This is a genomic window from Neisseria sp. S1, from assembly GCF_048060015.1.
GTDB classification, from domain to species: domain Bacteria; phylum Pseudomonadota; class Gammaproteobacteria; order Burkholderiales; family Neisseriaceae; genus Neisseria; species Neisseria arctica.
In genome coordinates this window covers 53,798-80,354 of the sequence record NZ_JBLUPI010000011.1, presented here as the reverse complement: position 1 = coordinate 80,354, position 26,557 = coordinate 53,798, and the positions used below count along the sequence as shown (strand labels likewise).

General features: G+C 46.9%; 25 protein-coding genes, 1 tRNA gene, 1 pseudogene and 1 CRISPR repeat array. Of the genes and pseudogenes, 20 read left to right on the top strand and 7 right to left on the bottom strand.

The annotated features are described in order from the left end of the window. The 13 genes and pseudogenes from ACEPPX_RS09275 to ACEPPX_RS09215 all read left to right on the top strand — a co-directional run. Positions 1-125, top strand: a pseudogene (locus tag ACEPPX_RS09275) (elongation factor Tu); the annotation flags it as partial. A gap of 9 nt (positions 126-134) precedes the next feature. Further along, positions 135-210, top strand: a tRNA-Trp gene (locus ACEPPX_RS09270). A 21-nt stretch (positions 211-231) separates the two neighbouring features. Continuing rightward, positions 232-720, top strand: a complete 489-nt coding sequence (gene secE / locus ACEPPX_RS09265) for a preprotein translocase subunit SecE (protein WP_416623786.1) — start codon at positions 232-234, stop codon at positions 718-720. 2 nt (positions 721-722) lie between these two features. After that, positions 723-1,256, top strand: coding sequence for a transcription termination/antitermination protein NusG (gene nusG / locus ACEPPX_RS09260; protein ID WP_416623782.1), 534 nt, complete (start codon positions 723-725; stop codon positions 1,254-1,256). A gap of 127 nt (positions 1,257-1,383) precedes the next feature. Further along, on the top strand, positions 1,384-1,812 hold the full coding sequence (gene rplK, locus ACEPPX_RS09255; protein WP_416623781.1) for a 50S ribosomal protein L11: 429 nt from the start codon (positions 1,384-1,386) through the stop codon (positions 1,810-1,812). A gap of 2 nt (positions 1,813-1,814) precedes the next feature. Next, complete coding sequence (gene rplA / locus ACEPPX_RS09250) at positions 1,815-2,510, top strand: 50S ribosomal protein L1 (RefSeq protein ID WP_047761760.1); 696 nt, start codon at positions 1,815-1,817, stop codon at positions 2,508-2,510. Between the two features lie 247 nt (positions 2,511-2,757). Then, positions 2,758-3,258, top strand: coding sequence for a 50S ribosomal protein L10 (rplJ, locus tag ACEPPX_RS09245; RefSeq protein WP_047761759.1), 501 nt, complete (start codon positions 2,758-2,760; stop codon positions 3,256-3,258). Positions 3,259-3,310: 52 nt separating this feature from the next. Further along, complete coding sequence (gene rplL / locus ACEPPX_RS09240) at positions 3,311-3,679, top strand: 50S ribosomal protein L7/L12 (protein WP_047761758.1); 369 nt, start codon at positions 3,311-3,313, stop codon at positions 3,677-3,679. Between the two features lie 164 nt (positions 3,680-3,843). Continuing rightward, complete coding sequence (gene rpoB / locus ACEPPX_RS09235; RefSeq protein WP_416623780.1) at positions 3,844-8,025, top strand: DNA-directed RNA polymerase subunit beta; 4,182 nt, start codon at positions 3,844-3,846, stop codon at positions 8,023-8,025. Positions 8,026-8,102: 77 nt separating this feature from the next. After that, the gene (gene rpoC, locus ACEPPX_RS09230) at positions 8,103-12,281 is read left to right on the top strand and encodes a DNA-directed RNA polymerase subunit beta' (RefSeq protein ID WP_416623779.1); all 4,179 of its coding nucleotides are present in this window, start codon (positions 8,103-8,105) and stop codon (positions 12,279-12,281) included. Between the two features lie 165 nt (positions 12,282-12,446). Next, positions 12,447-12,812 carry a roadblock/LC7 domain-containing protein gene (locus tag ACEPPX_RS09225; RefSeq protein ID WP_047761755.1) on the top strand — a complete coding sequence of 122 codons (366 nt, stop codon included), beginning with the start codon at positions 12,447-12,449 and terminating at the stop codon, positions 12,810-12,812. 53 nt (positions 12,813-12,865) lie between these two features. Then, positions 12,866-13,384 (top strand): PAS domain-containing protein, encoded by a 519-nt coding sequence (locus tag ACEPPX_RS09220; protein ID WP_416623778.1) that lies wholly within the window; start codon positions 12,866-12,868, stop codon positions 13,382-13,384. Then, entirely contained in the window at positions 13,377-14,120 is a 744-nt protein-coding gene (locus ACEPPX_RS09215; RefSeq protein WP_416623777.1) for a phosphate/phosphite/phosphonate ABC transporter substrate-binding protein, read from the top strand. Before ACEPPX_RS09220 ends, ACEPPX_RS09215 begins: the two co-directional genes overlap by 8 nt. Positions 14,121-14,220: 100 nt before the next feature. On the opposite strand, the gene ACEPPX_RS09210 is transcribed toward ACEPPX_RS09215, so the two are convergent. The 6 genes from ACEPPX_RS09210 to ACEPPX_RS09185 all read right to left on the bottom strand — a co-directional run bounded on the left by ACEPPX_RS09210 (position 14,221) and on the right by ACEPPX_RS09185 (position 21,077). Beyond that, complete coding sequence (locus ACEPPX_RS09210) at positions 14,221-15,015, bottom strand: thiazole synthase (protein ID WP_416623776.1); 795 nt, start codon at positions 15,013-15,015, stop codon at positions 14,221-14,223. After that, positions 15,012-15,413, bottom strand: a complete 402-nt coding sequence (locus ACEPPX_RS09205) for a GFA family protein (protein WP_416623775.1) — start codon at positions 15,411-15,413, stop codon at positions 15,012-15,014. Before ACEPPX_RS09205 ends, ACEPPX_RS09210 begins: the two co-directional genes overlap by 4 nt. 21 nt (positions 15,414-15,434) lie before the next feature. Next, positions 15,435-15,629, bottom strand: coding sequence for a sulfur carrier protein ThiS (gene thiS, locus ACEPPX_RS09200; protein WP_416623774.1), 195 nt, complete (start codon positions 15,627-15,629; stop codon positions 15,435-15,437). 55 nt (positions 15,630-15,684) lie between these two features. Then, positions 15,685-17,816: a CRISPR direct-repeat array (repeat unit 36 nt; unit sequence GTCTTAATCCCCGATTTTGTGGGGCTTTTTTCTAAC). 196 nt (positions 17,817-18,012) lie between these two features. Beyond that, positions 18,013-19,116 (bottom strand): FAD-dependent oxidoreductase, encoded by a 1,104-nt coding sequence (locus tag ACEPPX_RS09195; protein WP_416623773.1) that lies wholly within the window; start codon positions 19,114-19,116, stop codon positions 18,013-18,015. A 25-nt stretch (positions 19,117-19,141) separates the two neighbouring features. Then, positions 19,142-19,432 (bottom strand): hypothetical protein, encoded by a 291-nt coding sequence (locus ACEPPX_RS09190; RefSeq protein WP_416623772.1) that lies wholly within the window; start codon positions 19,430-19,432, stop codon positions 19,142-19,144. A gap of 214 nt (positions 19,433-19,646) precedes the next feature. Further along, a complete protein-coding gene (locus ACEPPX_RS09185) occupies positions 19,647-21,077 on the bottom strand; it encodes a cryptochrome/photolyase family protein (RefSeq protein ID WP_416623771.1) in 1,431 nt (476 codons plus the stop codon). Between the two features lie 121 nt (positions 21,078-21,198). Here ACEPPX_RS09185 and ACEPPX_RS09180 point away from each other — a divergent pair, with 121 nt between their 5' ends. Then, positions 21,199-21,639: a YiiD C-terminal domain-containing protein gene (locus tag ACEPPX_RS09180; protein WP_416623770.1), complete on the top strand. Its 441-nt coding sequence runs from the start codon at positions 21,199-21,201 to the stop codon at positions 21,637-21,639. A 60-nt stretch (positions 21,640-21,699) separates the two neighbouring features. On the opposite strand, the gene ACEPPX_RS09175 is transcribed toward ACEPPX_RS09180, so the two are convergent. Further along, on the bottom strand, positions 21,700-22,143 hold the full coding sequence (locus ACEPPX_RS09175; protein WP_416623785.1) for a TlpA disulfide reductase family protein: 444 nt from the start codon (positions 22,141-22,143) through the stop codon (positions 21,700-21,702). Between the two features lie 311 nt (positions 22,144-22,454). On the opposite strand from ACEPPX_RS09175, the gene arsC reads away from it, so the two are divergent. The 6 genes from arsC to ACEPPX_RS09145 all read left to right on the top strand — a co-directional run bounded on the left by arsC (position 22,455) and on the right by ACEPPX_RS09145 (position 26,436). Next, complete coding sequence (gene arsC / locus ACEPPX_RS09170) at positions 22,455-22,817, top strand: arsenate reductase (glutaredoxin) (RefSeq protein WP_416623769.1); 363 nt, start codon at positions 22,455-22,457, stop codon at positions 22,815-22,817. Between the two features lie 12 nt (positions 22,818-22,829). After that, entirely contained in the window at positions 22,830-23,489 is a 660-nt protein-coding gene (locus ACEPPX_RS09165) for a YdcF family protein (protein ID WP_416623768.1), read from the top strand. Between the two features lie 85 nt (positions 23,490-23,574). After that, positions 23,575-23,997, top strand: a complete 423-nt coding sequence (locus ACEPPX_RS09160; RefSeq protein WP_416623767.1) for a CopD family protein — start codon at positions 23,575-23,577, stop codon at positions 23,995-23,997. A gap of 27 nt (positions 23,998-24,024) precedes the next feature. Next, positions 24,025-24,501: a CYTH domain-containing protein gene (locus ACEPPX_RS09155; RefSeq protein WP_416623766.1), complete on the top strand. Its 477-nt coding sequence runs from the start codon at positions 24,025-24,027 to the stop codon at positions 24,499-24,501. Positions 24,502-24,826: 325 nt separating this feature from the next. Continuing rightward, positions 24,827-26,344, top strand: coding sequence for a sodium-dependent transporter (locus ACEPPX_RS09150; RefSeq protein ID WP_416623765.1), 1,518 nt, complete (start codon positions 24,827-24,829; stop codon positions 26,342-26,344). After that, on the top strand, positions 26,344-26,436 hold the full coding sequence (locus ACEPPX_RS09145; protein ID WP_416623764.1) for a methionine/alanine import family NSS transporter small subunit: 93 nt from the start codon (positions 26,344-26,346) through the stop codon (positions 26,434-26,436). Before ACEPPX_RS09150 ends, ACEPPX_RS09145 begins: the two co-directional genes overlap by 1 nt. The last annotated feature ends 121 nt before the right edge of the window (positions 26,437-26,557 follow it).

Genomic DNA, 26,557 nt, shown 5'->3' with positions numbered 1-26,557 from the left:
GTGAAAACGTGGCTATTACCGTAGAGCTGATTGCTCCGATCGCGATGGAAGAAGGCTTGCGCTTTGCGATTCGCGAAGGTGGCCGTACTGTAGGTGCAGGTGTTGTTTCTACCGTAATCGCTTAATCTAGTTTGAGGCCAGTAGCTCAATTGGTAGAGTATCGGTCTCCAAAACCGAGGGTTGGGGGTTCGAGACCCTCCTGGCCTGCCAAATAAAAAACTAACCGGCCTTATGCCGGTTAGTTTTCTTTTTATAAATGGGTGCAGAATGACAGACAATACGCCGCCGGAAGATGGTTTGGTACCTAGAGGCCCAGCGAGAGTTGATAGTCGGTCAGTAGATCGACAAGAACCTCGGGGGGCGGGCAAACTGGTTGATATCTTTAAGCTTGGTATTGCAATTGCTTTGGTTTTGGGTGGTTTGTGGGCTTTTTATGGTTTTGCAAATTATCCAAATTATATTAGGGCATTATTTCCTGTATTTGGTGTAGTGCTTGGTTTGATTATAATTTTTTATTGGTGCGGTTTTGGCCGAAGCTTTATCCGGTATGTACATGATTCGGTATCGGAGTTTAAAAAGGTTGTTTGGCCGGCGCGTAATGATGCAGTTCGAATGACTATGTTTGTCATTGCATTTGTTGCCGTGTTGTCAGTCTTTATCTACTTGGTAGATGCGCTGATTTCTTGGTTATTTTTTGATATTCTGTTGAAGAGGGGATAAAAATGTCTAAACGTTGGTATGTTGTGCAGGCTTATTCCGGCTTTGAAAAAAATGTGCAAAAAACCTTAAAAGAACGTATTGCTCGAGAGGGTATGGAGGATTATTTCGGGCAGATTTTGGTTCCTGTTGAAGAAGTTGTTGATATTAAGAATGGCCGTAAAACCATTAGTGAGCGTAAATTTTTCCCGGGTTACGTACTTGTGGAGATGCAAATGACTGATGATTCTTGGCACTTAGTGAAGAGCACACCTCGAGTTTCAGGTTTTATTGGCGGTACGGCTAATCGACCTACTCCGATTTCTCAGCGTGAAGTTGATGCTATTTTGCAACAAGTACGTTCCGGTATTGATAAGCCGAAACCTAAAGTTGAGTTTGAAGTTGGGCAGCAAGTGCGTGTCAATGAAGGACCTTTTGCAGACTTTAATGGCATAGTTGATGAAGTTAATTACGAGCGTAATAAATTGCGTGTATCTGTACAAATTTTTGGGCGAGAAACTCCTGTTGAACTTGAATTTAATCAAGTTGAAAAAATTTGAACTAAAAGTTTGTTTGAATGAGTAGTTGTTTTGCTTGAAAAAAGATTGAATATATTCTATAATTTTCGGTCTGTTTTTGGGGAGCGAGTGTCTCGCGTTATACCCGTTTATTTAGGAGTAATTTAAAGTGGCAAAAAAAATTGTAGGCTACATTAAGCTGCAGATCCCTGCAGGCAAAGCCAATCCATCACCTCCGGTTGGTCCTGCTTTGGGTCAGCGTGGTTTAAATATTATGGAGTTTTGTAAAGCATTTAATGCTGCAACTCAAGGTATGGAGCCTGGCTTGCCAATACCTGTTGTGATTACTGCCTTTGCGGATAAATCATTTACTTTTGTAATGAAAACCCCTCCTGCTTCTGTTTTGTTGAAAAAGGCAGCAGGTTTGCAAAAAGGTAGCTCTAATCCGCTAACTAATAAAGTTGGTAAGGTAACTCGTGCTCAGTTGGAAGAAATTGCTAAAACGAAGCAGCCTGATTTGACTGGTGCTGATTTAGATGCGTGTGTGCGTATCATTGCAGGTAGCGCCCGCTCAATGGGCTTGGATGTGGAGGCTTAATCATGGCGAAGGTATCTAAACGCTTAAAAGCATTACGCGCTTCTGTTGAAGCAAATAAGCTGTATTCGATTGATGAAGCTATTTCATTAGTAAAATCAGCAGCAACTGCCAAGTTTGATGAATCTGTAGACGTTTCGTTTAATTTGGGTGTTGATCCGCGTAAATCTGATCAAGTTATCCGTGGTTCGGTTGTGCTGCCTAAAGGTACGGGTAAAACCACTCGTGTCGCTGTATTTACTCAAGGTGCTAATGCTGATGCAGCTAAAGAAGCTGGTGCAGATATTGTAGGTTTTGAAGATTTGGCGGCTGAAGTAAAGGCTGGTAATCTGAATTTTGATGTTGTAATTGCTTCTCCAGATGCAATGCGCATTGTAGGTCAGTTGGGTACTATTTTAGGTCCCCGTGGCTTAATGCCGAACCCTAAAGTAGGCACGGTAACGCCTAATGTTGCAGAAGCAGTTAAAAATGCGAAAGCTGGCCAGGTTCAATACCGTACTGATAAAGCAGGTATTGTGCATGCAACTATTGGTCGTGCGTCTTTTGCCGAAACTGATCTGCGTGAAAACTTTGATGCCTTGCTTGATGCTGTTGTTAAAGCCAAGCCAGCTGCAGCTAAAGGTCAATACTTGAAGAAAGTAGCTGTATCTAGCACTATGGGTTTGGGTGTTCGTGTTGATACTTCAAGTGTTAACAGTTAATTTCTTAATTTAAGAATTTTCAAGCGGCTTTTTCATTGGATAGAGTCGCTTGTTATGGGCTACTTAAAAATTTTAAGTAGATGTCCAAGACCGTAGGGATCTTTCTTTGATTTAATTGCTTGCGCCCTACGCAGACGGTAGTCCTGAATCAAACCACTTCACTTGTGAAATGTCAAATTTAGGTTGCCGCGCTGGTGAAATACTATAAAAAATGGTATTTCTTTTTTTAAACAGTGGGAGGTAGACCTTGAGTCTCAATATTGAAACCAAGAAAGCAGCCGTAGAAGAGATTAGCAATGCTATTGCAAATGCTCAAACTATGGTGATTGCTGAATATCGCGGTATCAGTGTTGCCAATATGACTGAGCTCCGCGCTAATGCTCGTAAAGAGGGTGTATATTTACGTGTCCTAAAGAATACATTAGCTCGTCGTGCGGTTGAGGGTACTTCATTTGCAGCTTTGGCGGATCAAATGACTGGTCCGTTGGTGTACGCTGCATCAGAAGATGCCGTGGCAGCAGCAAAAGTACTACATCAGTTCTCGAAAAAAGACGATAAAATCGTTTTGAAAGCAGGTTCTTACAATGGTGATTTGCTGGATGTAGCTCAAGTAACAGAGCTTGCATCTATCCCGAGCCGTGAAGAGCTGTTGTCGAAACTGTTGTTTGTTATGCAAGCTCCTGTTTCTGGCTTTGCACGTGCATTGGCTGCGTTGGCTGAGAAAAAAGCTAGCGAAGAAGCTGCATAATCGTTTGTTACACTGAGATTATTTTTAATACAATATTTGGAGTTTAAATAGCATGGCTATTACTAAAGAAGACATTTTGAATGCAGTTGAATCTTTAACCGTAATGGAATTGAACGAGCTGGTTAAAGCTTTTGAAGAAAAATTTGGTGTTTCTGCTGCTGCCGTTGCAGTTGCTGGCCCTGCAACTGCTGGTGCTGCTGCTGAAGAGAAAACCGAGTTCGACGTGATCTTGGCTTCTGCTGGTGATCAAAAAGTTGGCGTAATTAAAGTAGTACGTGCAATTACTGGTTTGGGCTTGAAAGAAGCTAAAGATATGGTTGACGGTGCTCCTAAAACTGTTAAAGAAGGTGTTTCTAAAGCTGAAGCTGAAGATATTCAGAAACAACTGGAAGAAGCAGGCGCTAAAGTCGAAATCAAATAATTTGATTTTATGTATTGAGGCTGGCAGAAATCTGCCAGCCTTCTTTCGCTTTTAAATGATAAATATTCGGATATTTACATTTATTTACGTTTAAATCAGTTTTAGATTGTAAATAAATGTAAGTGTCTGTTTATTGTTATTCTTTCTCTTTTGGAGAGTTGTCCATGAGTTATTCGTTTACCGAGAAGAAGCGTATTCGTAAAAGTTTTGCGAAGCGTACAAATGTTTTGGAAGTTCCGTTTCTGCTGGCAACCCAGTTAGATTCTTATGCCAAATTCTTACAATTAGAAAAGCCTTTTGACCAGCGTACCGATGAGGGTTTGCAGGCTGCATTCCAGTCAATTTTTCCAATTGTCAGCCACAATGGTTATGCACAACTAGAGTTTGTACATTATGTTTTGGGTGAACCGCTATTTGATATTCCTGAATGCCAATTGCGTGGCATAACTTATGCGGCTCCTTTGCGCGCCCGTATTCGTTTGAAGATTTTTGATAAAGAAACTTCTAAGCCGAATGTTGTAAAAGAAATCCGCGAAAATGAAGTATATATGGGTGAGATTCCATTGATGACACCCAGTGGTTCATTTGTAATCAATGGTACGGAGCGTGTGATCGTGTCTCAGTTGCATCGCTCGCCTGGTGTATTTTTTGAGCATGACCGCGGTAAAACACATTCTTCAGGTAAGCTGTTGTTTTCTGCACGCATTATTCCTTATCGTGGTTCGTGGCTTGATTTCGAGTTTGATCCGAAAGACTTACTGTACTTCCGTATCGACCGCCGCCGCAAAATGCCGGTAACAATTCTTTTGAAAGCGTTGGGTTACTCCGACGAGCAAATTTTGGATACTTTTTACGATAAAGAGAATTTCTATTTATCGAAAAATGGTGTGCAAACGGATTTTATTGCAAGCCGTCTGAAAGGTGAAACAGCTAAATTAGATATCGTTGATAAAGACGGTAATGTATTAGTTGCCAAGGGTAAACGTATCACGGCTAAAAATATCCGCGATATTACTAATGCTGGTTTGAAGCGTTTAGATGTAGATGCAGAAAGCTTGCTGGGCAAAGTATTGGCGCGTGATGTTATTGTGCCTGATACCGGTGAGGTTCTAGCTACTGCCAATGAAGAAATTGCGGAAGAGCTATTGGCTAAGTTGGATATCCATGGTGTATCTAATATCCAAACTTTATATATCAATGAATTGGATCAAGGCGGTTATATTTCCAATACGTTGCGTACTGATGAAACTGCAGATCAACAGGCAGCTCGTGTTGCGATTTATCGTATGATGCGCCCAGGTGAGCCCCCTACTGAAGAAGCTGTTGAATTGTTATTTAACCGCTTGTTCTTTAATGAAGAGAGTTATGATTTGTCTCGTGTGGGTCGTATGAAGTTTAATACCCGCACTTATGAACAAAAACTAACTGAGGCACAAAATGCTTCATGGTACGGGCGCTTGCTGAATGAAACATTTGCAGGAGCTGCCGATAAAGGTGGCTATGTACTGAGCGTTGAGGATATTGTTGCTTCAATTGCGACTCTGGTGGAGTTACGCAACGGCCACGGCGAAGTGGATGATATTGATCATTTGGGTAATCGACGCGTCCGTTCGGTGGGTGAGTTGGCAGAAAATCAATTCCGTAGTGGTTTGGCGCGTGTAGAGCGTGCAGTTAAAGAGCGTTTGAATCAGGCTGAGTCTGAGAACCTGATGCCTCATGATTTGATTAATGCGAAGCCGGTATCTGCTGCAATTAAAGAGTTTTTCGGTTCAAGTCAGTTGAGCCAGTTTATGGATCAAACCAATCCCTTGTCTGAGATTACCCACAAACGCCGTGTGTCTGCCTTGGGGCCGGGTGGCTTGACTCGTGAACGTGCGGGCTTCGAGGTGCGCGACGTACATCCGACACACTATGGTCGCGTATGTCCGATTGAAACACCTGAGGGTCCCAACATTGGTTTGATCAACTCGCTGTCTGTCTATGCGCGCACCAATGAATATGGTTTCTTGGAAACTCCGTACCGCCGTGTGGTAGATGGTAAAGTAACCAATGAAATTGACTATCTGTCGGCAATTGAAGAAGGTCGTTTTGTGATTGCACAGGCCAATGCCGAGTTGGATGCGGAAGGCCGCTTGGTAGACGAATTGGTCACTTGCCGTGAAAAAGGCGAAACCATTATGTCAACTCCTGATCGCGTTCAATATATGGATGTGGCAACAGGTCAGGTTGTATCGGTAGCGGCTTCATTGATCCCCTTCTTGGAGCATGACGATGCGAACCGTGCATTGATGGGTGCAAACATGCAACGTCAGGCAGTTCCTTGTTTGCGTGCTGAAAAACCAATGGTAGGTACCGGTATCGAACGTTCGGTAGCAGTTGACTCTGCAACTGCCATTGTTGCCCGTCGCGGCGGTGTCGTGGAATATGTGGACGCTAACCGCGTGGTTATCCGTGTACATGATGATGAGGCAGTTGCCGGCGAGGTTGGTGTAGATATCTATAACTTAGTGAAGTTTACCCGTTCCAACCAATCTACCAATATCAATCAGCGTCCTGCAGTCAAAGCAGGTGATGTACTGCAACGTGGTGATTTGGTGGCCGACGGTGCATCTACCGACTTGGGAGAACTGGCGCTTGGTCAAAACATGACTATCGCATTCATGCCTTGGAATGGTTACAACTATGAAGATTCGATCCTGATTTCTGAAAAAGTTGCTGCAGATGACCGCTACACTTCTATTCATATTGAAGAATTGAATGTGGTGGCACGTGATACAAAACTGGGTGCGGAAGATATTACCCGAGATATCCCGAATCTCTCAGAGCGTATGCAAAACCGTTTGGATGAGAGTGGTATTGTTTACATCGGTGCGGAAGTTGAGGCCGGTGACGTCTTGGTTGGTAAGGTAACGCCTAAAGGCGAAACCCAGCTTACGCCTGAAGAAAAATTACTGCGTGCGATTTTCGGTGAGAAAGCGTCCGATGTAAAAGATACATCGTTGCGTATGCCTACCGGTATGAGCGGTACGGTAATTGACGTACAAGTATTTACCCGCGAAGGTATTCAGCGTGATAAACGTGCCCAATCAATTATTGATGCTGAGTTGAAACGCTATCGTCAAGACTTAAGTGACCAATTGCGTATTTTCGATAACGATGCTTTCAGTCGTATCGAGCGCATGATTGTTGGGCAAAAAGCTAATGGCGGCCCGATGAAGCTTGCGAAGGGAAGCGAGATCACTGCCGAATATTTGGCAAGCTTACCGAGCAAGCACGACTGGTTCGATGTGCGTGTTGCAGATGAAGAACTGGCTAAGCAGCTGGAGTTAATTAAACTGAGCTTGCAGCAAAAACGCGAAGAGTCGGATGCATTGTATGAAGTTAAGAAGAAAAAACTGACCCAAGGTGATGAATTGCAGCCTGGCGTACAAAAAATGGTGAAAGTATTTATTGCCATCAAACGCCGCTTGCAAGCCGGTGACAAGATGGCTGGCCGTCACGGTAATAAAGGTGTGGTATCGCGTATTCTACCGGTAGAAGATATGCCTTATATGGCGGATGGCCGTCCGGTTGATATCGTATTGAACCCGCTGGGCGTACCTTCCCGTATGAATATCGGTCAGATTTTGGAAGTGCATTTGGGATGGGCGGCCAAAGGTATCGGACAACGCATCGATGCTATGTTGGCTGAGCAGCGTAAAGTTGGCGAAATCCGTGAATTCCTTAACAAACTGTATAACAGCAGTGGTAAACAGGAAAATCTGGATGAGTTAAGTGATGAAGAAATTCTCGCTTTGGCACACAACTTGAAACGCGGTGCGACTTTTGCATCTCCGGTATTCGATGGCGCGAAAGAAGCAGAGATCCGGGAAATGCTAGATCTGGCTTATCCGAGTGATGATCCGGAAGTACAAAAATTGGGATTCAACGATACTAAAACCCAAATTACCCTATACGATGGCCGCTCAGGCGAAGCGTTTGACCGCCGCGTTACTGTGGGTGTGATGCACTATTTGAAACTGCACCATTTGGTTGATGAAAAAATGCACGCCCGTTCTACCGGCCCGTACAGTTTGGTAACACAACAGCCGTTGGGTGGTAAAGCACAATTCGGTGGCCAGCGTTTCGGTGAGATGGAGGTGTGGGCATTAGAGGCATACGGTGCGGCTTACACGCTGCAAGAAATGCTGACTGTGAAGTCGGATGACGTAACAGGACGTACTAAAATGTACGAAAACATCGTTAAAGGCGAACACAAAATTGATGCAGGTATGCCCGAATCCTTCAACGTATTGGTTAAAGAGATTCGCTCACTGGGCTTGGATATCGATCTGGAACGTTACTAAATACCGGAACGGTTTTCAGACGGCCTATATTGAAAACTTAGGCCGTCTGAAAACAGACCGTTCCACAAGGAGCAAAAATGAATTTGTCAAACTTATTTAATCCGTTGCAGTCCGCAAGCATGGAAGAAGAGTTTGATGCCATTAAAATCGGCATCGCTTCTCCTGAAACCATTCGTTCGTGGTCATACGGTGAAGTTAAAAAACCGGAAACCATCAACTATCGTACTTTCAAGCCCGAGCGTGACGGTTTGTTCTGTGCCAAAATCTTTGGCCCGGTAAAAGATTACGAATGTTTGTGCGGTAAATACAAACGCTTGAAGTTCAAAGGCGTAACTTGTGAAAAATGCGGTGTTGAAGTTACTTTGTCAAAAGTGCGCCGCGAGCGCATGGGCCATATCGAATTAGCCGCACCGGTTGCACATATTTGGTTCCTGAAATCACTGCCGTCGCGCTTGGGTATGGTACTTGATATGACCTTGCGTGATATCGAGCGTGTCCTGTATTTCGAAGCATTTGTAGTAACCGATCCCGGCATGACTTCGTTGCAGCGCCGCCAACTTCTGACTGAAGACGATTATTACAACAAAATCGACGAGTTCGGTGATGACTTCGATGCGAAAATGGGTGCCGAAGGTATCCGTGATTTGTTGCGTAATTTGGATATTGCAGCCGAAATCGAAATTCTGCGCCAGGAGCTCGAAAGCACCGGTTCGGATACCAAAATCAAAAAAATCGCCAAACGTCTGAAAGTATTGGAAGCATTCCAACGTTCAGGTATGAAGCTTGAGTGGATGATTATGGACGTTTTGCCGGTATTGCCGCCGGATTTACGCCCGTTGGTACCACTGGACGGCGGCCGTTTTGCTACCTCTGATTTGAACGACTTATACCGTCGCGTAATTAACCGTAACAACCGTTTGAAACGCTTGTTGGAGCTGCATGCGCCCGACATTATCGTGCGCAATGAAAAACGCATGTTGCAAGAGGCCGTCGATTCGTTGTTAGACAATGGCCGTCGCGGTAAAGCCATGACCGGTGCTAACAAACGCCCGCTGAAATCATTGGCAGATATGATTAAAGGTAAGGGCGGCCGCTTCCGTCAAAACCTGTTGGGTAAACGTGTGGACTATTCAGGCCGTTCGGTGATTACCGTAGGCCCTTACTTGCGTTTGCATCAGTGCGGTTTGCCGAAGAAAATGGCTTTGGAATTGTTTAAGCCGTTTATTTTCCATAAATTGGAAGTGCAAGGCTTGGCCAGTACGGTGAAAGCTGCGAAGAAGTTGGTGGAGCAAGAAGTACCTGAAGTGTGGGATATTCTCGAGGAAGTAATTCGCGAACATCCGATTATGCTTAACCGTGCGCCGACTTTGCACCGTTTGGGTATTCAAGCTTTCGAACCGATTCTGATCGAAGGTAAAGCGATCCAATTGCATCCGCTCGTATGTGCGGCATTCAACGCCGACTTCGACGGTGACCAAATGGCAGTACACGTTCCGTTGAGCTTGGAAGCGCAAATGGAAGCCCGTACTTTGATGTTGGCTTCGAATAACGTATTGTCACCTGCTAACGGCGAACCGATTATCGTGCCGTCGCAAGATATCGTATTGGGTCTGTACTACATGACCCGCGACAAGATCAACGGTAAAGGCGAAGGTAGCTTGTTTGCCGATGTGAAAGAAGTACACCGTGCTTACCATACCCAACAAGTCGAATTGGGTACTAAAATCACTGTGCGTTTGCGTGAGTGGGAGAAAAACGATCAGGGCGAATTTGAGCCGGTGGTGAAACGTTATGAAACTACCGTAGGCCGCGCGTTGCTGAGTGAAATTCTGCCCAAAGGCTTGCCGTTCGAATATGTAAACAAAGCTTTGAAGAAAAAAGAAATTTCTAAGCTGATTAACGCATCGTTCCGGTTGTGTGGCCTACGTGATACTGTTATTTTCGCCGACCATCTGATGTATACCGGTTTCGGCTTCGCTGCTAAAGGTGGTATTTCGATCTGTGTTGACGACATGGAAATTCCGAAAGAGAAAGCAAGCCTATTGGCCGAAGCAAATGCCGAAGTGAAAGAAATCGAAGACCAATACCGCCAAGGTTTGGTAACAAACGGTGAGCGTTACAACAAAGTTGTAGATATCTGGGGTCGCGCCGGTGACCGCATTGCTAAGGCGATGATGGATAACCTCTCGAAACAAAAAGTATTGGATCGAGATGGTAACGAAGTCGAGCAAGAATCATTCAACTCGATTTATATGATGGCCGATTCCGGTGCGCGTGGTTCTGCCGCCCAGATTAAACAGCTTTCCGGTATGCGTGGTTTGATGGCCAAACCGGACGGATCGATTATCGAAACGCCGATTACTTCTAACTTCCGCGAAGGCTTGACGGTATTGCAATACTTTATTGCGACCCACGGTGCGCGTAAAGGTTTGGCGGATACGGCATTGAAAACTGCTAACTCGGGTTACTTGACCCGCCGCTTAGTAGACGTAACCCAAGATTTGGTAGTAGTTGAAGATGATTGCGGTACTACCGATGGTTTCGTTATGAAAGCCGTAGTACAAGGCGGCGATGTGATCGAGGCTCTGCGTGACCGCATTTTAGGGCGCGTAACCGCTGCCGATGTGGTAGATCCTTCTACTAATGAAACGTTAGTGGAGGCAGGTACGTTGCTCAATGAGCAATTAGTTGATCTGATTGACCAATCCGGTGTGGACGAAGTTAAAGTACGTACGCCGATTACTTGTAAAACCCGCTATGGTTTGTGCGCGCACTGTTACGGTCGCGACTTGGCACGCGGTAAGCTGGTCAACGCGGGTGAGGCTGTAGGTGTGATTGCCGCCCAGTCTATTGGTGAACCGGGTACTCAGCTGACAATGCGTACATTCCACATTGGTGGTGCGGCGTCTCGAGCTGCTGCTGCAAGCCAAGTAGAAGCCAAATCAAACGGTACCGCGCGTTTCAGCAGCCAAATGCGTTATGTTGCCAATAATAAAGGCGAGTTGATTGTTATCGGCCGTTCGTCTGAAGTAGTTATTCATGATGATATCGGTCGTGAACGCGAGCGTCACAAAGTTCCTTACGGTGCCATTTTGCTGGTGCAAGACGGAGAAGGTGTGAAAGCAGGCCAAACTCTGGCTACTTGGGATCCTCATACCCGTCCGATGATTACCGAGCATGCCGGCTTGGTACGCTTCGAAAACGTCGAAGAAGGCGTAACTGTTGCCAAACAAACCGATGATGTAACCGGTTTGTCTACATTGGTGGTTATTGACGGTAAACGTCGCGCATCGAGCGCCAGCAAGCTGTTGCGCCCGACAGTGAAACTATTGGATGAGAACGGCCTGGAAGTTTGTATTCCCGGCACCAATACCCCGGTATCTATGGCATTCCCTGTGGGTGCTGTGATTACCGTGCGTGAAGGCCAGGAAGTAGGTAAGGGTGACGTATTGGCCCGTATTCCGCAGGCTTCTTCGAAAACCCGCGATATTACCGGTGGTTTGCCGCGTGTGGCCGAGCTGTTCGAAGCGCGCATCCCGAAAGATGTCGGAATGTTGGCGGAAGTAACCGGTACTATTTCGTTCGGTAAAGAGACCAAAGGCAAGCAGCGTTTGATTATTACCGACGTAGACGGTGTGGCTTATGAAACGCTGATTTCGAAAGAAAAGCAGATTCTGGTCCATGACGGCCAAGTGGTAAACCGTGGTGAAACCATTGTAGATGGCGCTGTAGATCCGCATGATATTTTGCGTTTGCAAGGTATTGAAGCGTTGGCACGCTATATCGTACAAGAGGTACAAGAGGTTTACCGCTTACAAGGCGTGAAGATCTCCGATAAGCATATTGAGGTGATCATCCGCCAGATGCTGCGCCGCGTAAATATTGTGGATGCAGGTGAAACAGGCTTTATTACCGGTGAGCAGGTAGAGCGTGCCGATGTAATGTTGGCAAATGAAAAAGCATTGGCAGAAGGTAAAGAGCCGGCACGTTTCGAAAATATCCTGTTGGGTATTACCAAAGCGTCGTTGTCTACTGACTCCTTCATTTCAGCCGCTTCGTTCCAAGAAACTACGCGCGTATTGACTGAAGCTGCCATTATGGGCAAACAAGACGAATTGCGCGGCTTGAAAGAGAACGTGATTGTAGGTCGTTTGATTCCTGCCGGTACCGGTCTGACTTATCACCGTACCCGCCGTCAGCAATGGCAGGCGCATCATGAAGCAGAAGTAGCCGAACAGGTTGAGGAAGCAGAATAAGGTAAATCTAGTTACCTAGTAAATGCCCCGTGTGAATAACACGGGGCATTTTTTTTATCACTATAGAAGTGATTGTTTAAGCTAAATCAAATAAATTTTGCAGAGAGAGCTATATTATTGCGCAAATGGTAACCAATGTAATTAAATTATATAAAGGTATTCAATATGGATATGCAAAAAGTAGAAGAGACGTTGAGAAGCCTCATCCGCCATAGTGGCATTTCGGCATCCGTACTTGTCTCCAGTGACGGTTTACCTATTACCTCGGCCTCAAATAAGGCCATAGATGAAGAATTAATCGGTGCTATGGTCGCGGCCATGATGGCAGTGGGAACACGTTCATCTAAAGAAGTTCTTCATGGCGTTTTGGAATATTCCATTATCCATACAGATAACGGCTATATGCTGCTGTTCCAGGTAACCGATTCGATACTTTTGGTTATTACAACAAATCCCAATACCAAGCTGGGTATGGTATTGCTTGCTGCAAAACATGCGTTATCGAAGTTGGTGCCTCAATTTGATTTTTGAGTACTGAATTTTTAGATAACGTTGGCCACATAATATTTTTAGAGAGGGTCTGTATGATGGTAAGTATTCATGACGAAAAGCTAAAAGTACCGCATCCAGGCGGTAGCGAAGTTGTAGAACATATACAGCAATACCATGATGATCCCGGTGAGCGGATTATTTATACTACCGATAAAGAGCACATGTTTCCCGAAGGTGCATTAATTGTTTCCCGCACTGATCCGAACGGCATCATTACACATGCTAATGATGTTTTTGTAGAAATTAGCGGCTGGTCGCGGGAAGAATTAATCGGAGCCCCCCATTCGATATTGCGGCATCCCGATATGCCGCAGGCGGCTTTTGCAGATTTATGGGCCACTATCAGAAGAGGAGAACCATGGGTCGGTTACGTCAAGAATTTATGTAAAGACGGAGGATTTTACTGGGTATACGCCAGTGTTTTACCGAATATCCGAAAAGGTAAACTGCTTGGATACAGTTCGATTCGCCGTAAGCCCTGCCGCGACAAGATACGAGAACTAGAGCCGGTTTATGCGGCGATGTTGGCAGAGGAGAAAAACCATGCTTAGTCTGATGGTAGTTCCCAACTATATGCCTGAAGAATTTGGCGCTTGGTATATGCTGAATACTTGGTTGCAGGGGCAAAGCGGCCTGCCTATTAATTTAGTAATGCCGGAAAGTTTTGCAGCAGTTGCCCAGCATCAGCAAACCAAACCGAGTGCAATGGTTTATGTGAACCCTTTCGCCGCAAAAACATATGTAAGGCAACAAGGCTACTTACCATTGGTACGCCCTAATACAACCGATGAAATTGTTTTGATCTGCCGGGCAGACTCTGAAATCAATCGCGTAGAAGACTTAAAAGAAGCATTTACACTTGCGGTTAGCGCCAACGAAGATGCCAATTATGTAGCTTTACGCCTGCTTGAGCCGGCAGGCGTGGATGAAGCAAATATAAAATTGGTGCAACAAGACAATTATTTGGCAGTTGCTCTGGCGGTTGTACGCGGTATTGCTGATATCGGTGTGGTATCTGCGAGGGTAGCCGCACACTTCAGCAGCATTACTCTTAGCCGCTTAAAAATTATTTTGCACAGCCGTATTAATGAAATCCATCATGTATGGCTGTATCAGCCGCAATGGCAGGAAGAGGCCGACAAACTACGCCCTTTACTGGTAAATCTGAATAAGCATCCCAAAGGCTTGGCACTATTATCTTCGTTAGGTATTCCGGAAGGTTTTTCTATGCTGCAAGAGGAGGACTTGGAATTCATGATTGATGTAGTCGATACTTTGCGAAAATAAATCTTTATTCATGTTGACCGTTTAAGAGCTTCAATAGATAGGCCGTCTGAAATATATTTCAGACGGCCTATGTGTGTATTAAGAGCATCAAAAGAAAATTTTAATATTCTGCCGAATGCCAAAACGGTTGTCCTACCGTGGGCGTGCTGGCTTGGGCTTGCTCGCGAGGTATAATCGGTGCGGCTTCATATGCCAAGCGGCCGGCTTCAACCGCACAGGCAAACGCACGCGCCATATCAATGGGATTGCCGCTTCGGGAAACGGCAGTATTCAGCAAAACGGCGTCATAGCCCCACTCGATAACTTGGGCGGCTTGAGAGGGCAGCCCCAAGCCCGCATCAATAATCAAGGGCGTATCGGGCAGGCGTTCGCGCAATACCCGTAAAGCATACTCATGTACTACGCCCAGGCCGGTGCCGATGGGAGCTGCCCAAGGCATAAGAGCCTCGCACCCGGCATCCAACAGTCTGCGGCAGGCGATCAAGTCTTCCGTGCAGTAGGGTAGTACTTTAAAACCCTCTTTAATCAAAATGGATGCCGCCTCTACCAGCTGGAACACATCCGGTTGCAGCGTATCGTCATCACCTATCAGTTCAAGTTTAACCCAGTCGGTTTCGAATACTTCGCGCGCCATTTGTGCGGTGGTTACCGCTTCTTGCACGCTTTGGCAGCCGGCGGTATTGGGCAGAATAGGAATCCGCATTTCTTGCAGCAGCTGCCAAAAAGCCTGACCGTGTGCTTGTCCATCGCTGCTTTGCCGTCGTAACGATACGGTAATCATAGCCGGAGAAGCGGCCTCGATAGAGGCGCGCAGGATTTCCATAGTCGGATATGCCGCCGTACCCAGCAATAGGCGGCTGGTGAAATTTTGCTGGTAAAGAGTCAACGTACTCATGTTTGTTTTTCAGGCGGCCATTGTGTGTGTTGGGGAAGATCGCTTGATGAGGCCGTCCAAGGACAGTCGTCTTGCGTCCAGATGTGATAGGAAGGGCGCAGACCCGGATCTTCATCAAGCGTAGTAACTCGCAGAGCGATATGGGGCAGGCTTTCGCGGTCGCTCATAATCGGTGTGCCGCATACGGAGCAGAAGCGGCGGTATTTTCCCGGGCTGGATTCGTAGGCCGACAGTAAGTGTTCGCCGGAGAGCCAGCGGAAATCGCTACGCAGTACCGCGCCGCCGGCGATATAAGGCGCACCTTGGGCTTTTTGGCAAGTACGGTAATGGCAGAGTTGGATGTATTGGATACGGTCTGCTTCATATCGCACCGCACCGCACAAACAGCTTCCTCGCATATTTTTCTCCCGAGAGGACGTTCAGCCGCCGACAACCGGGCGCACGATATCTACATGGTCGCCTTCGTAAAGCGGATGTCCGTGATAGTTGTTTTTAGGAACAAAGGCCGTATTGACGGCAACGGCAAAGGGCAGGGCGGGCTGCCGCTCTGCCAGCAGGTCGGCAACGGTATGCCCTGAAAAATCAATGATTTCACCATTGAGTAGGATATTCATAGTTTACCCGAGTGAATGGATGGTAGACGCAAATACAGAGTTTGTTTGAGGTCAACGACCAATCCCCGATTTTGTGGGGCTTTTTTCTAACCTGATGCTGGGTGCGTTGCAGGGCAAGATTTTAGGTCTTAATCCCCGATTTTGTGGGGCTTTTTTCTAACTCTGATTAACCACAAAGCTTCAGCCTCTGGGATGGTCTTAATCCCCGATTTTGTGGGGCTTTTTTCTAACATTTTACATCGAAAACAACGGCTTTCATTTCGACGTCTTAATCCCCGATTTTGTGGGGCTTTTTTCTAACATCGAATCTGTATCAGACGGTAGAATTAAATTAGTCTTAATCCCCGATTTTGTGGGGCTTTTTTCTAACATCGAATCTGTATCAGACGGTAGAATTAAATTAGTCTTAATCCCCGATTTTGTGGGGCTTTTTTCTAACTTAATGTTGGTACCATGGTGGTTGAATCAATAGCGGGTCTTAATCCCCGATTTTGTGGGGCTTTTTTCTAACAAATGGCTGGGCGGTAATACGGAAGCCGTATAGCAGTCTTAATCCCCGATTTTGTGGGGCTTTTTTCTAACTTTAAATGACGAATATAAATTCGATAAAAATGAGTCTTAATCCCCGATTTTGTGGGGCTTTTTTCTAACGTGTTAAATTTGCAGGATTCGGCACTGTTAATATGTCTTAATCCCCGATTTTGTGGGGCTTTTTTCTAACACAGGAAGCTGTTAATTCGGTTTGGGAATACTTGTCTTAATCCCCGATTTTGTGGGGCTTTTTTCTAACTCCGTTTTTAAGGACAAAAAATCATGGCAAAAAAGTCTTAATCCCCGATTTTGTGGGGCTTTTTTCTAACTGTAAAAAACTTATTTGAGGGTAAGGTTGATAAAGGTCTTAATCCCCGATTTTGTGGGGCTTTTTTCTAACTACGGCAAAGACGGCAAAACGCCGCTTACCGTGGGTCTTAATCCCCGATTTTGTGGGGCTTTTTTCTAACGGAATACGAAGAGGATTACGATTTAGTAACATACGTCTTAATCCCCGATTTTGTGGGGCTTTTTTCTAACACGGTACTGGTTCACTATCGGTCGATGATGAGTAGTCTTAATCCCCGATTTTGTGGGGCTTTTTTCTAACTATAGTGTGCGGTTACACCGCCCAGCAATACCTGGTCTTAATCCCCGATTTTGTGGGGCTTTTTTCTAACTTATTAATAAAATTAAACGGGTAAAATATTAATGGTCTTAATCCCCGATTTTGTGGGGCTTTTTTCTAACTCTAATAAAAGGTACTTCAGCATTTGCTACAAAGTCTTAATCCCCGATTTTGTGGGGCTTTTTTCTAACGTGCCGTATATACCGAGTAGGTACCTTTACTAGGTCTTAATCCCCGATTTTGTGGGGCTTTTTTCTAACAGCGATACCGTGAGCCGTATCGGATATATCAATGCGTCTTAATCCCCGATTTTGTGGGGCTTTTTTCTAACTTGAGCTTGGGGCGAAAGAGCTGTTACCGCTTGAGTCTTAATCCCCGATTTTGTGGGGCTTTTTTCTAACGCGGACTACGTGGTTGTTAAGTCAGGCTCGCTCGTCTTAATCCCCGATTTTGTGGGGCTTTTTTCTAACGTATCATGAAAAGCAAAACATCTAGAAAAGAGTACGTCTTAATCCCCGATTTTGTGGGGCTTTTTTCTAACTTTCCTATTCGTTAAGCTGTGCCGCGCCAGTTGGTCTTAATCCCCGATTTTGTGGGGCTTTTTTCTAACATAGATGAAACTGATCCTGTTGAATTACGCGAAGTCTTAATCCCCGATTTTGTGGGGCTTTTTTCTAACTGCAAATACCGGAAACGTGGGTGCGCGACAAACTGTCTTAATCCCCGATTTTGTGGGGCTTTTTTCTAACAGTGTGGATTCAGCGTATCGGCCACGCTTTGCAAGTCTTAATCCCCGATTTTGTGGGGCTTTTTTCTAACACGGTGGGCGTAGTAGATGGCAAACGGCATCAGGTCTTAATCCCCGATTTTGTGGGGCTTTTTTCTAACTCAAAGCAATTCATAGTATTGCGGACTTACTAAGACGTCTTAATCCCCGATTTTGTGGGGCTTTTTTCTAACTGTTAAAAATGCCAACTCAGGCTATTACAAAAGTCTTAATCCCCGATTTTGTGGGGCTTTTTTCTAACCGCAGACAGGTTGTTTATTTTTATAAATCAATGAATTGCAAACACCTTTTCCAAGTAAAAGGCAATTTACAAAGCTAATCATTTCTTTACATTTTAAACATTTAAAGAGCTAGTCTACCTGATGTGGGCAGGCTGCTATTATAAAGCAATAATCGATTGTATCCTAATAAATTTTTAGGTGTTGCTTATTTTTGTTTTATGAAATGCGTTGATCACGTACCGGAATAAAAAGCAGCCCGCTTTCGGGATCTTGTGCAGGTATGTTTTGCTGATGCTGCAATGCGCCAATCAGGCGGGCGGCGGCGGCGGTAACGGCGGGGGCAATCATAAAACCATGTCGGAAAAGGCCGTTGATTTCTACTAGGCTGCGATCGGTTCGGTAGCGGATTTCGGGATTATGGTGGTTGAGGGTGGGGCGTAGTTTGGCGGCAAATTCTAAGATTTGCGCTTCTCCGAATGCGGGGTGGACGGCATAGAGGGCCGATAGTAATTCCAAGCCTGAGCGTACGCTGGCGGGCGCTTCGCTTTCGCTTTCGATTTGGGTGGCACCGATAACGAATACGTTGTTTTGTTTGGGGGCAATATAGAGAGGATAGCGCGGATGCAGTAACCGAACGGGGCGGTTGAGCGATACTTCGGGCGCATATACCCGTGCTACTTCGCCGCGTACACCGCGTAGGCGGCTGCCGTTTTCAGACGGCCTGTTCCATGAAGATTTGGCACCTATACCCCGGCAGTCGATAACGCAGGCGAATTGTTTTTGTAAAGTTTCGATATCGGTTGTCCGGTGCCAATGGCATTGTACGCCGAGTTGTTCCGCCTGATTTGCAAGTGCGGCGAGTATTTGGCGGTTGTCTAGCTGGCCTTCTTCGGGCAGATAGAATCCGGCTTGAAAACGCCCGCGCAATTGGGGTTCGGCAGCGGCAATATCGTTGGCCTGCCAGTATTGTAAGCCGGTGCCTGCACGGTGAAGGTGTTGTTCGAATTGTCGGGCCAGCGGTTTGTCTTGGCTGTGCCAGACAATCAGGCTGCCGTTTTGCTGCATAAAAACGGGTGTGTCCAAACGTTCGATTATAGCGCGCCACATAGGCAGGCTTTGGTATCCGAGCGCAATTACCTCCGGGGTTGCTTCTACTGATTCGGCGGCAGGCGCCAGCATGGCGGCGGCAATGTAGGCGGCGGAATTTTCTCCGCTTCGGCTGCCTTGTTCGAATAAGGCCGTCTGAATCCCTTGTTCGGCTAATCGGATGGCGAGAAGCCGGCCGCAAAGGCCGCCGCCGAGAATAACAGTTGTAGGCATGGTATTTCCTTTGGGGATGTTTGGATCAGCCGGCCTGATGGTAAATTTTAGCCATCAACACCAGCGGGAAGCCGATTTGCCAAAGCATCAGCAACAGGCTTTGGATGGCCGTACCGCTGTCGCGCAGCCGTAGGGCCAATACGACGGCCGCAATGGCGACAATAGCGCCGGCAAAGAGAAATACGACTGCCGCAAAAGCGGCGATGTCTTGGCTTTGGCTGTGCCGTGCTAACAGTAGGGTGCCGGTAACGGCGGTAAATACGGCGATATTTCTGTAGGGTTTCGGTTGCAGCCAAATCGGGGCGGGTGAATTCATAGGCTTTCCATTATCGGTGGTTACAAGGCGGGAAGGCTTATTTTAACCTGTCTGAAAATGGTGTTAACACGGTTGCCAGTGTTTTTTGCCGGTTGTTGGCTTGCCTGTTTTCAGACGGCATTGTAAAAGCCATGGCTTATGCCGCGTGCTCTTGATATGGCCGGTACGGGGCGGCTGGTTTGGTTTCTTTTAAATATTTTTTAACAACATGAGTTTATACATCAGATGCCGTCTGAAAACGTTGGGCGGCATCTTTAAATAAGGCAAGGGCTTTTTCGCGCTGGGCGGCATGGTCGACTATCGGGGCGGGGTAGCCGTGGGTATTGATGCTGTTTTTGGCCAGCCAAGGGGCATGGATAACATCTTTCCCCAAGTGGGCGAGTTCCGGAACATAACGGCGGATAAACGTGCCGTCGGGGTCGAATTTTTGCGATTGGGTAACCGGGTTGAAAATACGGAAATAAGGCTGGGCATCGCAGCCCGTACTGGCCGCCCATTGCCAACCGCCGTTGTTGGCCGCCAAATCGAAGTCGAGCAGGTGGCGGGCAAACCAGGCTTCGCCCAGCCTCCAGTCGCATAATAGGTCTTTCACCAAAAAATTGGCGGTAATCATGCGCAGGCGGTTATGCATATAGCCGCTGGCAGCCAGTTGGCGCATGGCGGCATCAACAATCGGATAGCCTGTTTGCCCGTTTTGCCAACGTTCTAAAAAACCTTCGGGATTCGGCCAATCGATATCACGGTATTCGTCCCGCCAGCTCTCGTGTGCGACGCGGGGATGGTGGAACAGGAATTGTTGGTAAAATTCGCGCCAAATCAGTTCGGTGAGCCAGGTTTGCGCACCTTCGTTATCGGCTTGGCGTGCCAGATAAACCAAATGGCGGATCGATAGTGTGCCGAAGCGTAGATGCGATGCCAGATAGGAAACGCCTTTTTTCGCCGGAAAGTCGCGGCTGATATGATAAAGGGCGATGCGCTGCATAAAATCGGTCAACATGGTTTGTGCGGCGGTTTCCCCGCCGGTTATTGCCAGAGGTTGGGGAGTAAACCCTAAGTCGGCTAATTCGGGTATTGGTGGCGTGCGTCGTGCGGCTTCGGGTAAGCGTGACTGAAGTTGCGACAGTGTTTGCCAGTCGTCCGCGGGCTGCCAGCCGGCGTAATGTTGCGCATAGGCGGCCAGCCAAGCTTTTTTATAAGGTGTGAATACACTGTAAGGGCGGCCTTGTTGGTTCATGACGGCGGCTTTGGCCAATACGACCTGATCGGTTACCCGTATCAGGCTGCGCCCTTCGGCATCAAGTTTGCGCCAGACATGGTTATCACGCATGATGGCCTGAGGTTCGTAGTCTTCGGCGCACACAACCGAAGCCGCTTGAAGCCGGTTGGCGAGGGCGGGAATTTCATCCTCCGCACGCCCGTATAAAACCCATAGGGGAACATTTTTTTCAGCCAGCGATTGGCGCAGTTCTGTCAGACATTGGCGGATAAAGGTGAGGCGGCGGTCATCGGAGGGCAGACCGTTGAGAATATCGGTATCGAATACGAAAACACCCACCAGCGGTAAGCCTCGGCGGATGGCGGTTTGTAGGGCGGTGTGGTCGAAAAGGCGCAAATCTCGCCTGAACCAAACAAGTGTGGTGTTCATCAACTGCTTGCCGTGGGCGGAAAAATATTTTTATTTTAGCGTAAAATAATGACTTATCAAGTATTCAGACGGCCTTCGGGATAAACTTCCCGAATCTTCTGGCCGGAAACGGAGTCAGCAAATGAACGCGCAGCAATTGGAATATTTTCTTCATACGAACATCTCTGCCAGCCGTGCTTTAGGTATTACCGTGGGCAGTTGTGTGCCAGATAGCGTGGTGTTGGATGTTCCTTTCGTCGCTAATTGCAATCATCACCACAGTATATTCGGCGGCAGTATGGTTTTATCGGCTACTTTATGTGCGTGGGCTTTGGTGCATATCAGGCTGCCCGAGGCCGAAGGTAAAATCGTGGTGCAGGAAAGTAATATCCGTTATCTGAAACCGGCGAAGAATAATTTGCGGGTGGTGTGCAAGGTGGAGGCGGGCGATGAAGTCGCGTGGCAAAAGTGCAGGCAGATGTTGGAGGAGAAGGGAAAGGGGCGGATAGAGCTGGCGTGCGGTTTGTACGACGGGGCCGATTTGGCTGCCGAGTTTGTCGGGCGTTATGTGGTTTGGATGTAAATATTACCGATGCCGTCTGAAATAATGCAAAGTTTCAGACGGCATTGTTTAGTATTAGCCTTAGAGGCATTTTTGTTTTGCAGTATTTAATGCCTCATCGAGTTTGCGGGCGTTGGCTTCTCCCAAAAAGGCTTGGCGGTAGCCGCATTTGGGAACTTCTATCAGGGTGAACGGCAGTGCGCCCGTATTATTGCCGAATTTTTTCATAAAGCCGCGGCTGTCGTTGCCGGTATAGCGCCAGATGGGATAGCTGACAGGCGTTTGGCGGAGGAAGGCTTGAATATTTTCTTGATGGTCAAGTGCGATACCGACCATATCCACACTGCCTTTTTTCTGTTTGCGGTACCAGCCTGACATTTCGGGCATTTCTTTACGACAGGGTGCGCACCATGTTGCCCATAAATTAATAATGCGTACGGGGGCTTTGAGATGGCTCATGTCGCGGGGCGTCCCGCTCTCCCATTCCTGTAGTTCTGAGGCAGAGGAGGAGCAGCTTAATGACATTAAAATGGCACATAAGGGCAGTATTTTTTTCACAGCTTCTTCCTTATTCGGATAAGAGGTTTGGGAGTTGTTATTGTAACGCTTCAGACGGCTTGTTTAGAAGCTGTTAATCATAGGTTGGATAAAAGCAGAGTAATCTCTAAGGATGATTTCGGTTGTCGGATACAGAGGATCGGTAAATATCTTTCTACAACAGTCGCTATCCTGCGATGAAGCGGTTTACAATCGGGCTGGAAAAGCGCATGATGACTAAGCGGCAGTTTTTAGAGAAAAACGGCCGGTTTGGGCGACTTGGTCGGAAAGGAATTACCATGACTTCAGATGTAACGCTTTATCATAACAACCGGTGCAGCAAATCACGCGCGGCATTGGCTCTTTTACAGATGCGCGGTTTGCGGACTAAAGTCGTCGATTATTTGGATACGCCGCTTTCAATCACCGATTTGCGCGATTTAATGGATAAACTGGGTTTGTCCGATGCCCGTGCCATGATGCGGGTGAAAGACGATCTATACCGCGAGCTGGGTTTGGAGCAGCCGGATATAGATAACCACGCTTTGTTAAAAGCCGTTGAGAAATACCCGCAATTGCTCGAACGGCCGATTGCAGTGGCCGGCTGCCGTGCCGCGATAGGCCGGCCCTTGGAAAATATCGAGGCGATTTTGCCCGAGTGAGTTTTTGGAAATATGGTTTTTTCGCTTACCCGCAGCCGTAACGGTTTGCGTTATGCCTTATTGCGCGGATTTTTACTCAGCCTTTTTTTGGTGTCGGCCGCATTTGCCTATTGCGTGTGGCAGGTTTGGCACACCGGTAATCAAACGTTGGCGGCAGATACGCGCGCAGATGCTGCGGTTGTATTGGGAGCGGCGGCTTGGGATACGCGCCCTTCGCCTGTATTTCGCGAACGCATCAACCATGCTTTGGCACTATATCAGAGCGGCAGGGTGGAAAAGCTGGTGTTTACAGGAGGGTCCCCGAAGCCGGGCTTTATGACAGAGGCCGAAGTAGGACGCCGCTATGCGATCAAACAAGGCGTGCGCAGCCGCGATATCATTTTTGAAAACACCTCGCGCGATACTTACCATAATTTGTTCAATATCCGCCCTTTGCTACGCAGCCATGATATCCAAACCGTGGTGATTGTCAGCGATCCTTACCACTTGGCCCGTGCCGCTGCGATTGCCGATGATTTGGGTATAAATGCTTATACTTCTGCAACTCCTACCAGCCGCTACAGCGAGTCGCGAAAGAAAAGAGAATTTCTGATGCAGGAAAGCTATGCGCTTTTTTTATATTACGGCAGCAAAATGGCCGATGATATGTTGGGCTGGCTGAGGATTTCCTGAATATCAATCCGATACCCGCATGCCGCTGTAATCCTATCCGTTTTAACGCTACAATACGCCCATCTTTTCCAAGAGGCCGTCTGAAATGTATCCGTGGTTTAAACTGCTGCATGTCTTTTTTATTATCGCTTGGTTTGCGGGCTTGTTTTACCTGCCGCGTATTTATGTCAACCTGGCTCAGGTGGAGGCGGGCAACCGTGGGGAATACCAACGCCTGTTGGGTATGGCGGAGCGTTTGTTTAAATTTATGACGCCTTTGGGTATCGGCGCGGTGCTATTTGGCTTTGCCATTCCGTTTGTTACGGGCTGGTGGGGTTCGGGCTGGGTACACACCAAAGTAACGCTGAGCGTCATATTGCTCGGCTATCACTTTTACTGCTACCGCTTGTTGGCAGACTTCAAAGAAAACCGTAACCGCTATTCGCATAAATGGTACCGTGTATTCAATGAGATTCCGGTAGTGGTGATGGCGCTGGCATTGTATTTGGTTATCTTTAAACCTTTCTAAATTTTTCTATCAAGGCCGTCTGAAAACATGACTGTAGAAATCGAGCGCCGTTTTTTATTGCAAAACGATCATTGGCGTACGCTGGCCGGCGCGCCTAAGATATTGCGGCAGGGCTATTTGAGCGTGGAGAAAGAACGAACCATCCGTGTGCGTATTATCGGCAACCGGGCATGGTTGACTTTAAAAGGCTATATTTCGGACGTTTCGCGCAGTGAGTTCGAGTATGAAATTCCTTTGGAACATGCCGAGGTGATGATGGATACTATGTGTCCGTTTAAATTGGAAAAATACCGTTATGAAATCGAATACGCGGGTTTTGTTTTCGAAATAGACGAATATTTTGGTGAGAACGTACCGTTGGTCGTGGCCGAATTGGAATTGCCGTCTGAAAGTACCCCTTTCGAACGCCCTGAGTGGCTGGGTGAAGAGATTACTGCAAACGGCATGTTTACCAATGCCTATTTAAGCAAACATCCTTATTCCACATGGCCTCGAAGCCGATAAATTTACGCCGACTAGTATTTGAAATTACACAAAAAACCGCCAAAGAGACGCTGCATCGTACGTTTGGCGGTTTTTTGTTGCATAATCATTTTTTTTGCTGCAAACTTTTGCAAAGAAAAGCACGGAATCTGCCGGGCAGATTCCGTGCTTTTCTTTTATGTGTGGCCGAGCAAGATACAAAGGGGAAGGTGATTCAGGCTGGCAGGATGCTAATGTAGTGCTGCATAGCCGAAAGAAGTACCGTTTGATTTTGAACGGCTATAAAAACAACAAAATTTCAAAGTGAAAGAGTGCGCTTGAAAAGGCGTAACCTCGGAGGTGTATCGTGTCAAAAACACAACAACAATCAGAACGTGCGACTTTCTCCAGCCGGCGGATGTTTATGTTCGCAGCCATCGGTTCGGCAGTCGGTTTGGGCAATATTTGGCGTTTTCCTTATGTCACCTATGACAACGGCGGCGGCGCCTTTATTCTGCCGTATCTTGTAGCCCTGCTAACCGCCGGTATTCCGCTTTTATTCTTGGATTATGCGATCGGGCATAAATACCGCGGATCCGCACCGTTGGCCTTTCGACGTTTGAGTAAAAGTTTTGAAACTTTCGGTTGGTGGCAGGTATTGATCAATGTCATTATCGCCATTTACTACGCCGTGATTATCGGCTGGGCGGCCAGTTATACCTACTATGCTTTTAACAGCGGCTGGGGTGCCGATCCTGCTGCATTTTTCTTCGGCGATTTTCTAAAGATGTCGAAAGAGGTGGGGATAGGTTTTGATTTTGTCGATACTATCGTAGGCCCGTTGTTGGGCGTATGGATTGCCGTATTGCTGATTATGGCTTTGGGCGTGCAGAACGGCGTGGGTAAGTCTTCGGTGTTCTTTATGCCCCTGCTGACCGTGATGTTTATCATTTTGGTGCTCAGCTCATTGACGCTAGACGGCGCAGCCAAAGGTTTGAATGCGCTGTTTACGCCGGATTGGAGTAAGTTGGCCGAACCAAGCGTATGGATTGCCGCTTACGGGCAAATCTTTTTTTCGCTGTCTATTTGCTTCGGTATTATGATTACCTATGCCTCATACCTGAAAAAGCAAACCGATCTGACCGGAGCCGGCTTGGTTGTGGGATTTGCCAATAGTAGTTTTGAGTTGCTGGCAGGTATCGGTGTCTTTGCCGCTTTAGGTTTTATGGCGGTTTCGACGGGCAAAGAGGTGAGCGAAGTGGCAACTTCGGGTATAGGTTTGGCTTTCATCGCATTCCCGACCATTATCGATAAAGCCCCTTTTGGCTCGGTAATCGGTGTGTTGTTTTTCGGCTCGCTTGTTTTTGCAGGCCTCACTTCTCTGATCTCGATTTTGGAAGTTATCATTGCTGCGATTCAAGATAAGTTGCGCTGGGGGCGTATTACTGCAACGTTTGCAGTCGGTTTGCCCCTGATGGTGATATCGACCATTTTATTCGGCACGACTACCGGCTTGCCTGTTTTGGATGTGCTGGATAAATTCGTCAATAGCTTTGGTATTGTGGCAGTCGGTTTTGCTTCTATCTGCTGTATCATGCTGACCAAGCGTTTTGATATGTTGGCAGCTCACGTTAATTCGGTTTCTTCGCTGAAGTTAGGAACAGGCTGGAAACTGTTTGCCGGCATTATCACGCCGATCGTATTGGCCTATATGTTGGTATCTGAGGTTTTCAAGCTGGCCAAAGAGGGCTATGAAGGCTATCCTGCTTGGTTTGTCGGTACGTTTGGCTGGGCTATGGCTGTCGGCTTGGTGGTGCTGGCTTTTATCTTGTCAAAATTGGCTTGGCACGACGGTGCTGATAATTACCGTGAAGGAGAAGAATAATGAGTACCGGTGCAATCGTGATGATGGTAATTGCTTTGGTAGTGATTTGGGGCGGTTTGGTTGTGTCCGTTCTGCGCCTTCCCAAAGAATAAATTGATATCCCTAACCTGCCTGTAAAGGCAGGTTTTTTATTTGCTGTTTGGTGGCAAAGTGGCGCTGCTGCTAAAATAGCGATTTAATGCTGAATATACAGGCCGTCTGAAGCGTGTAACG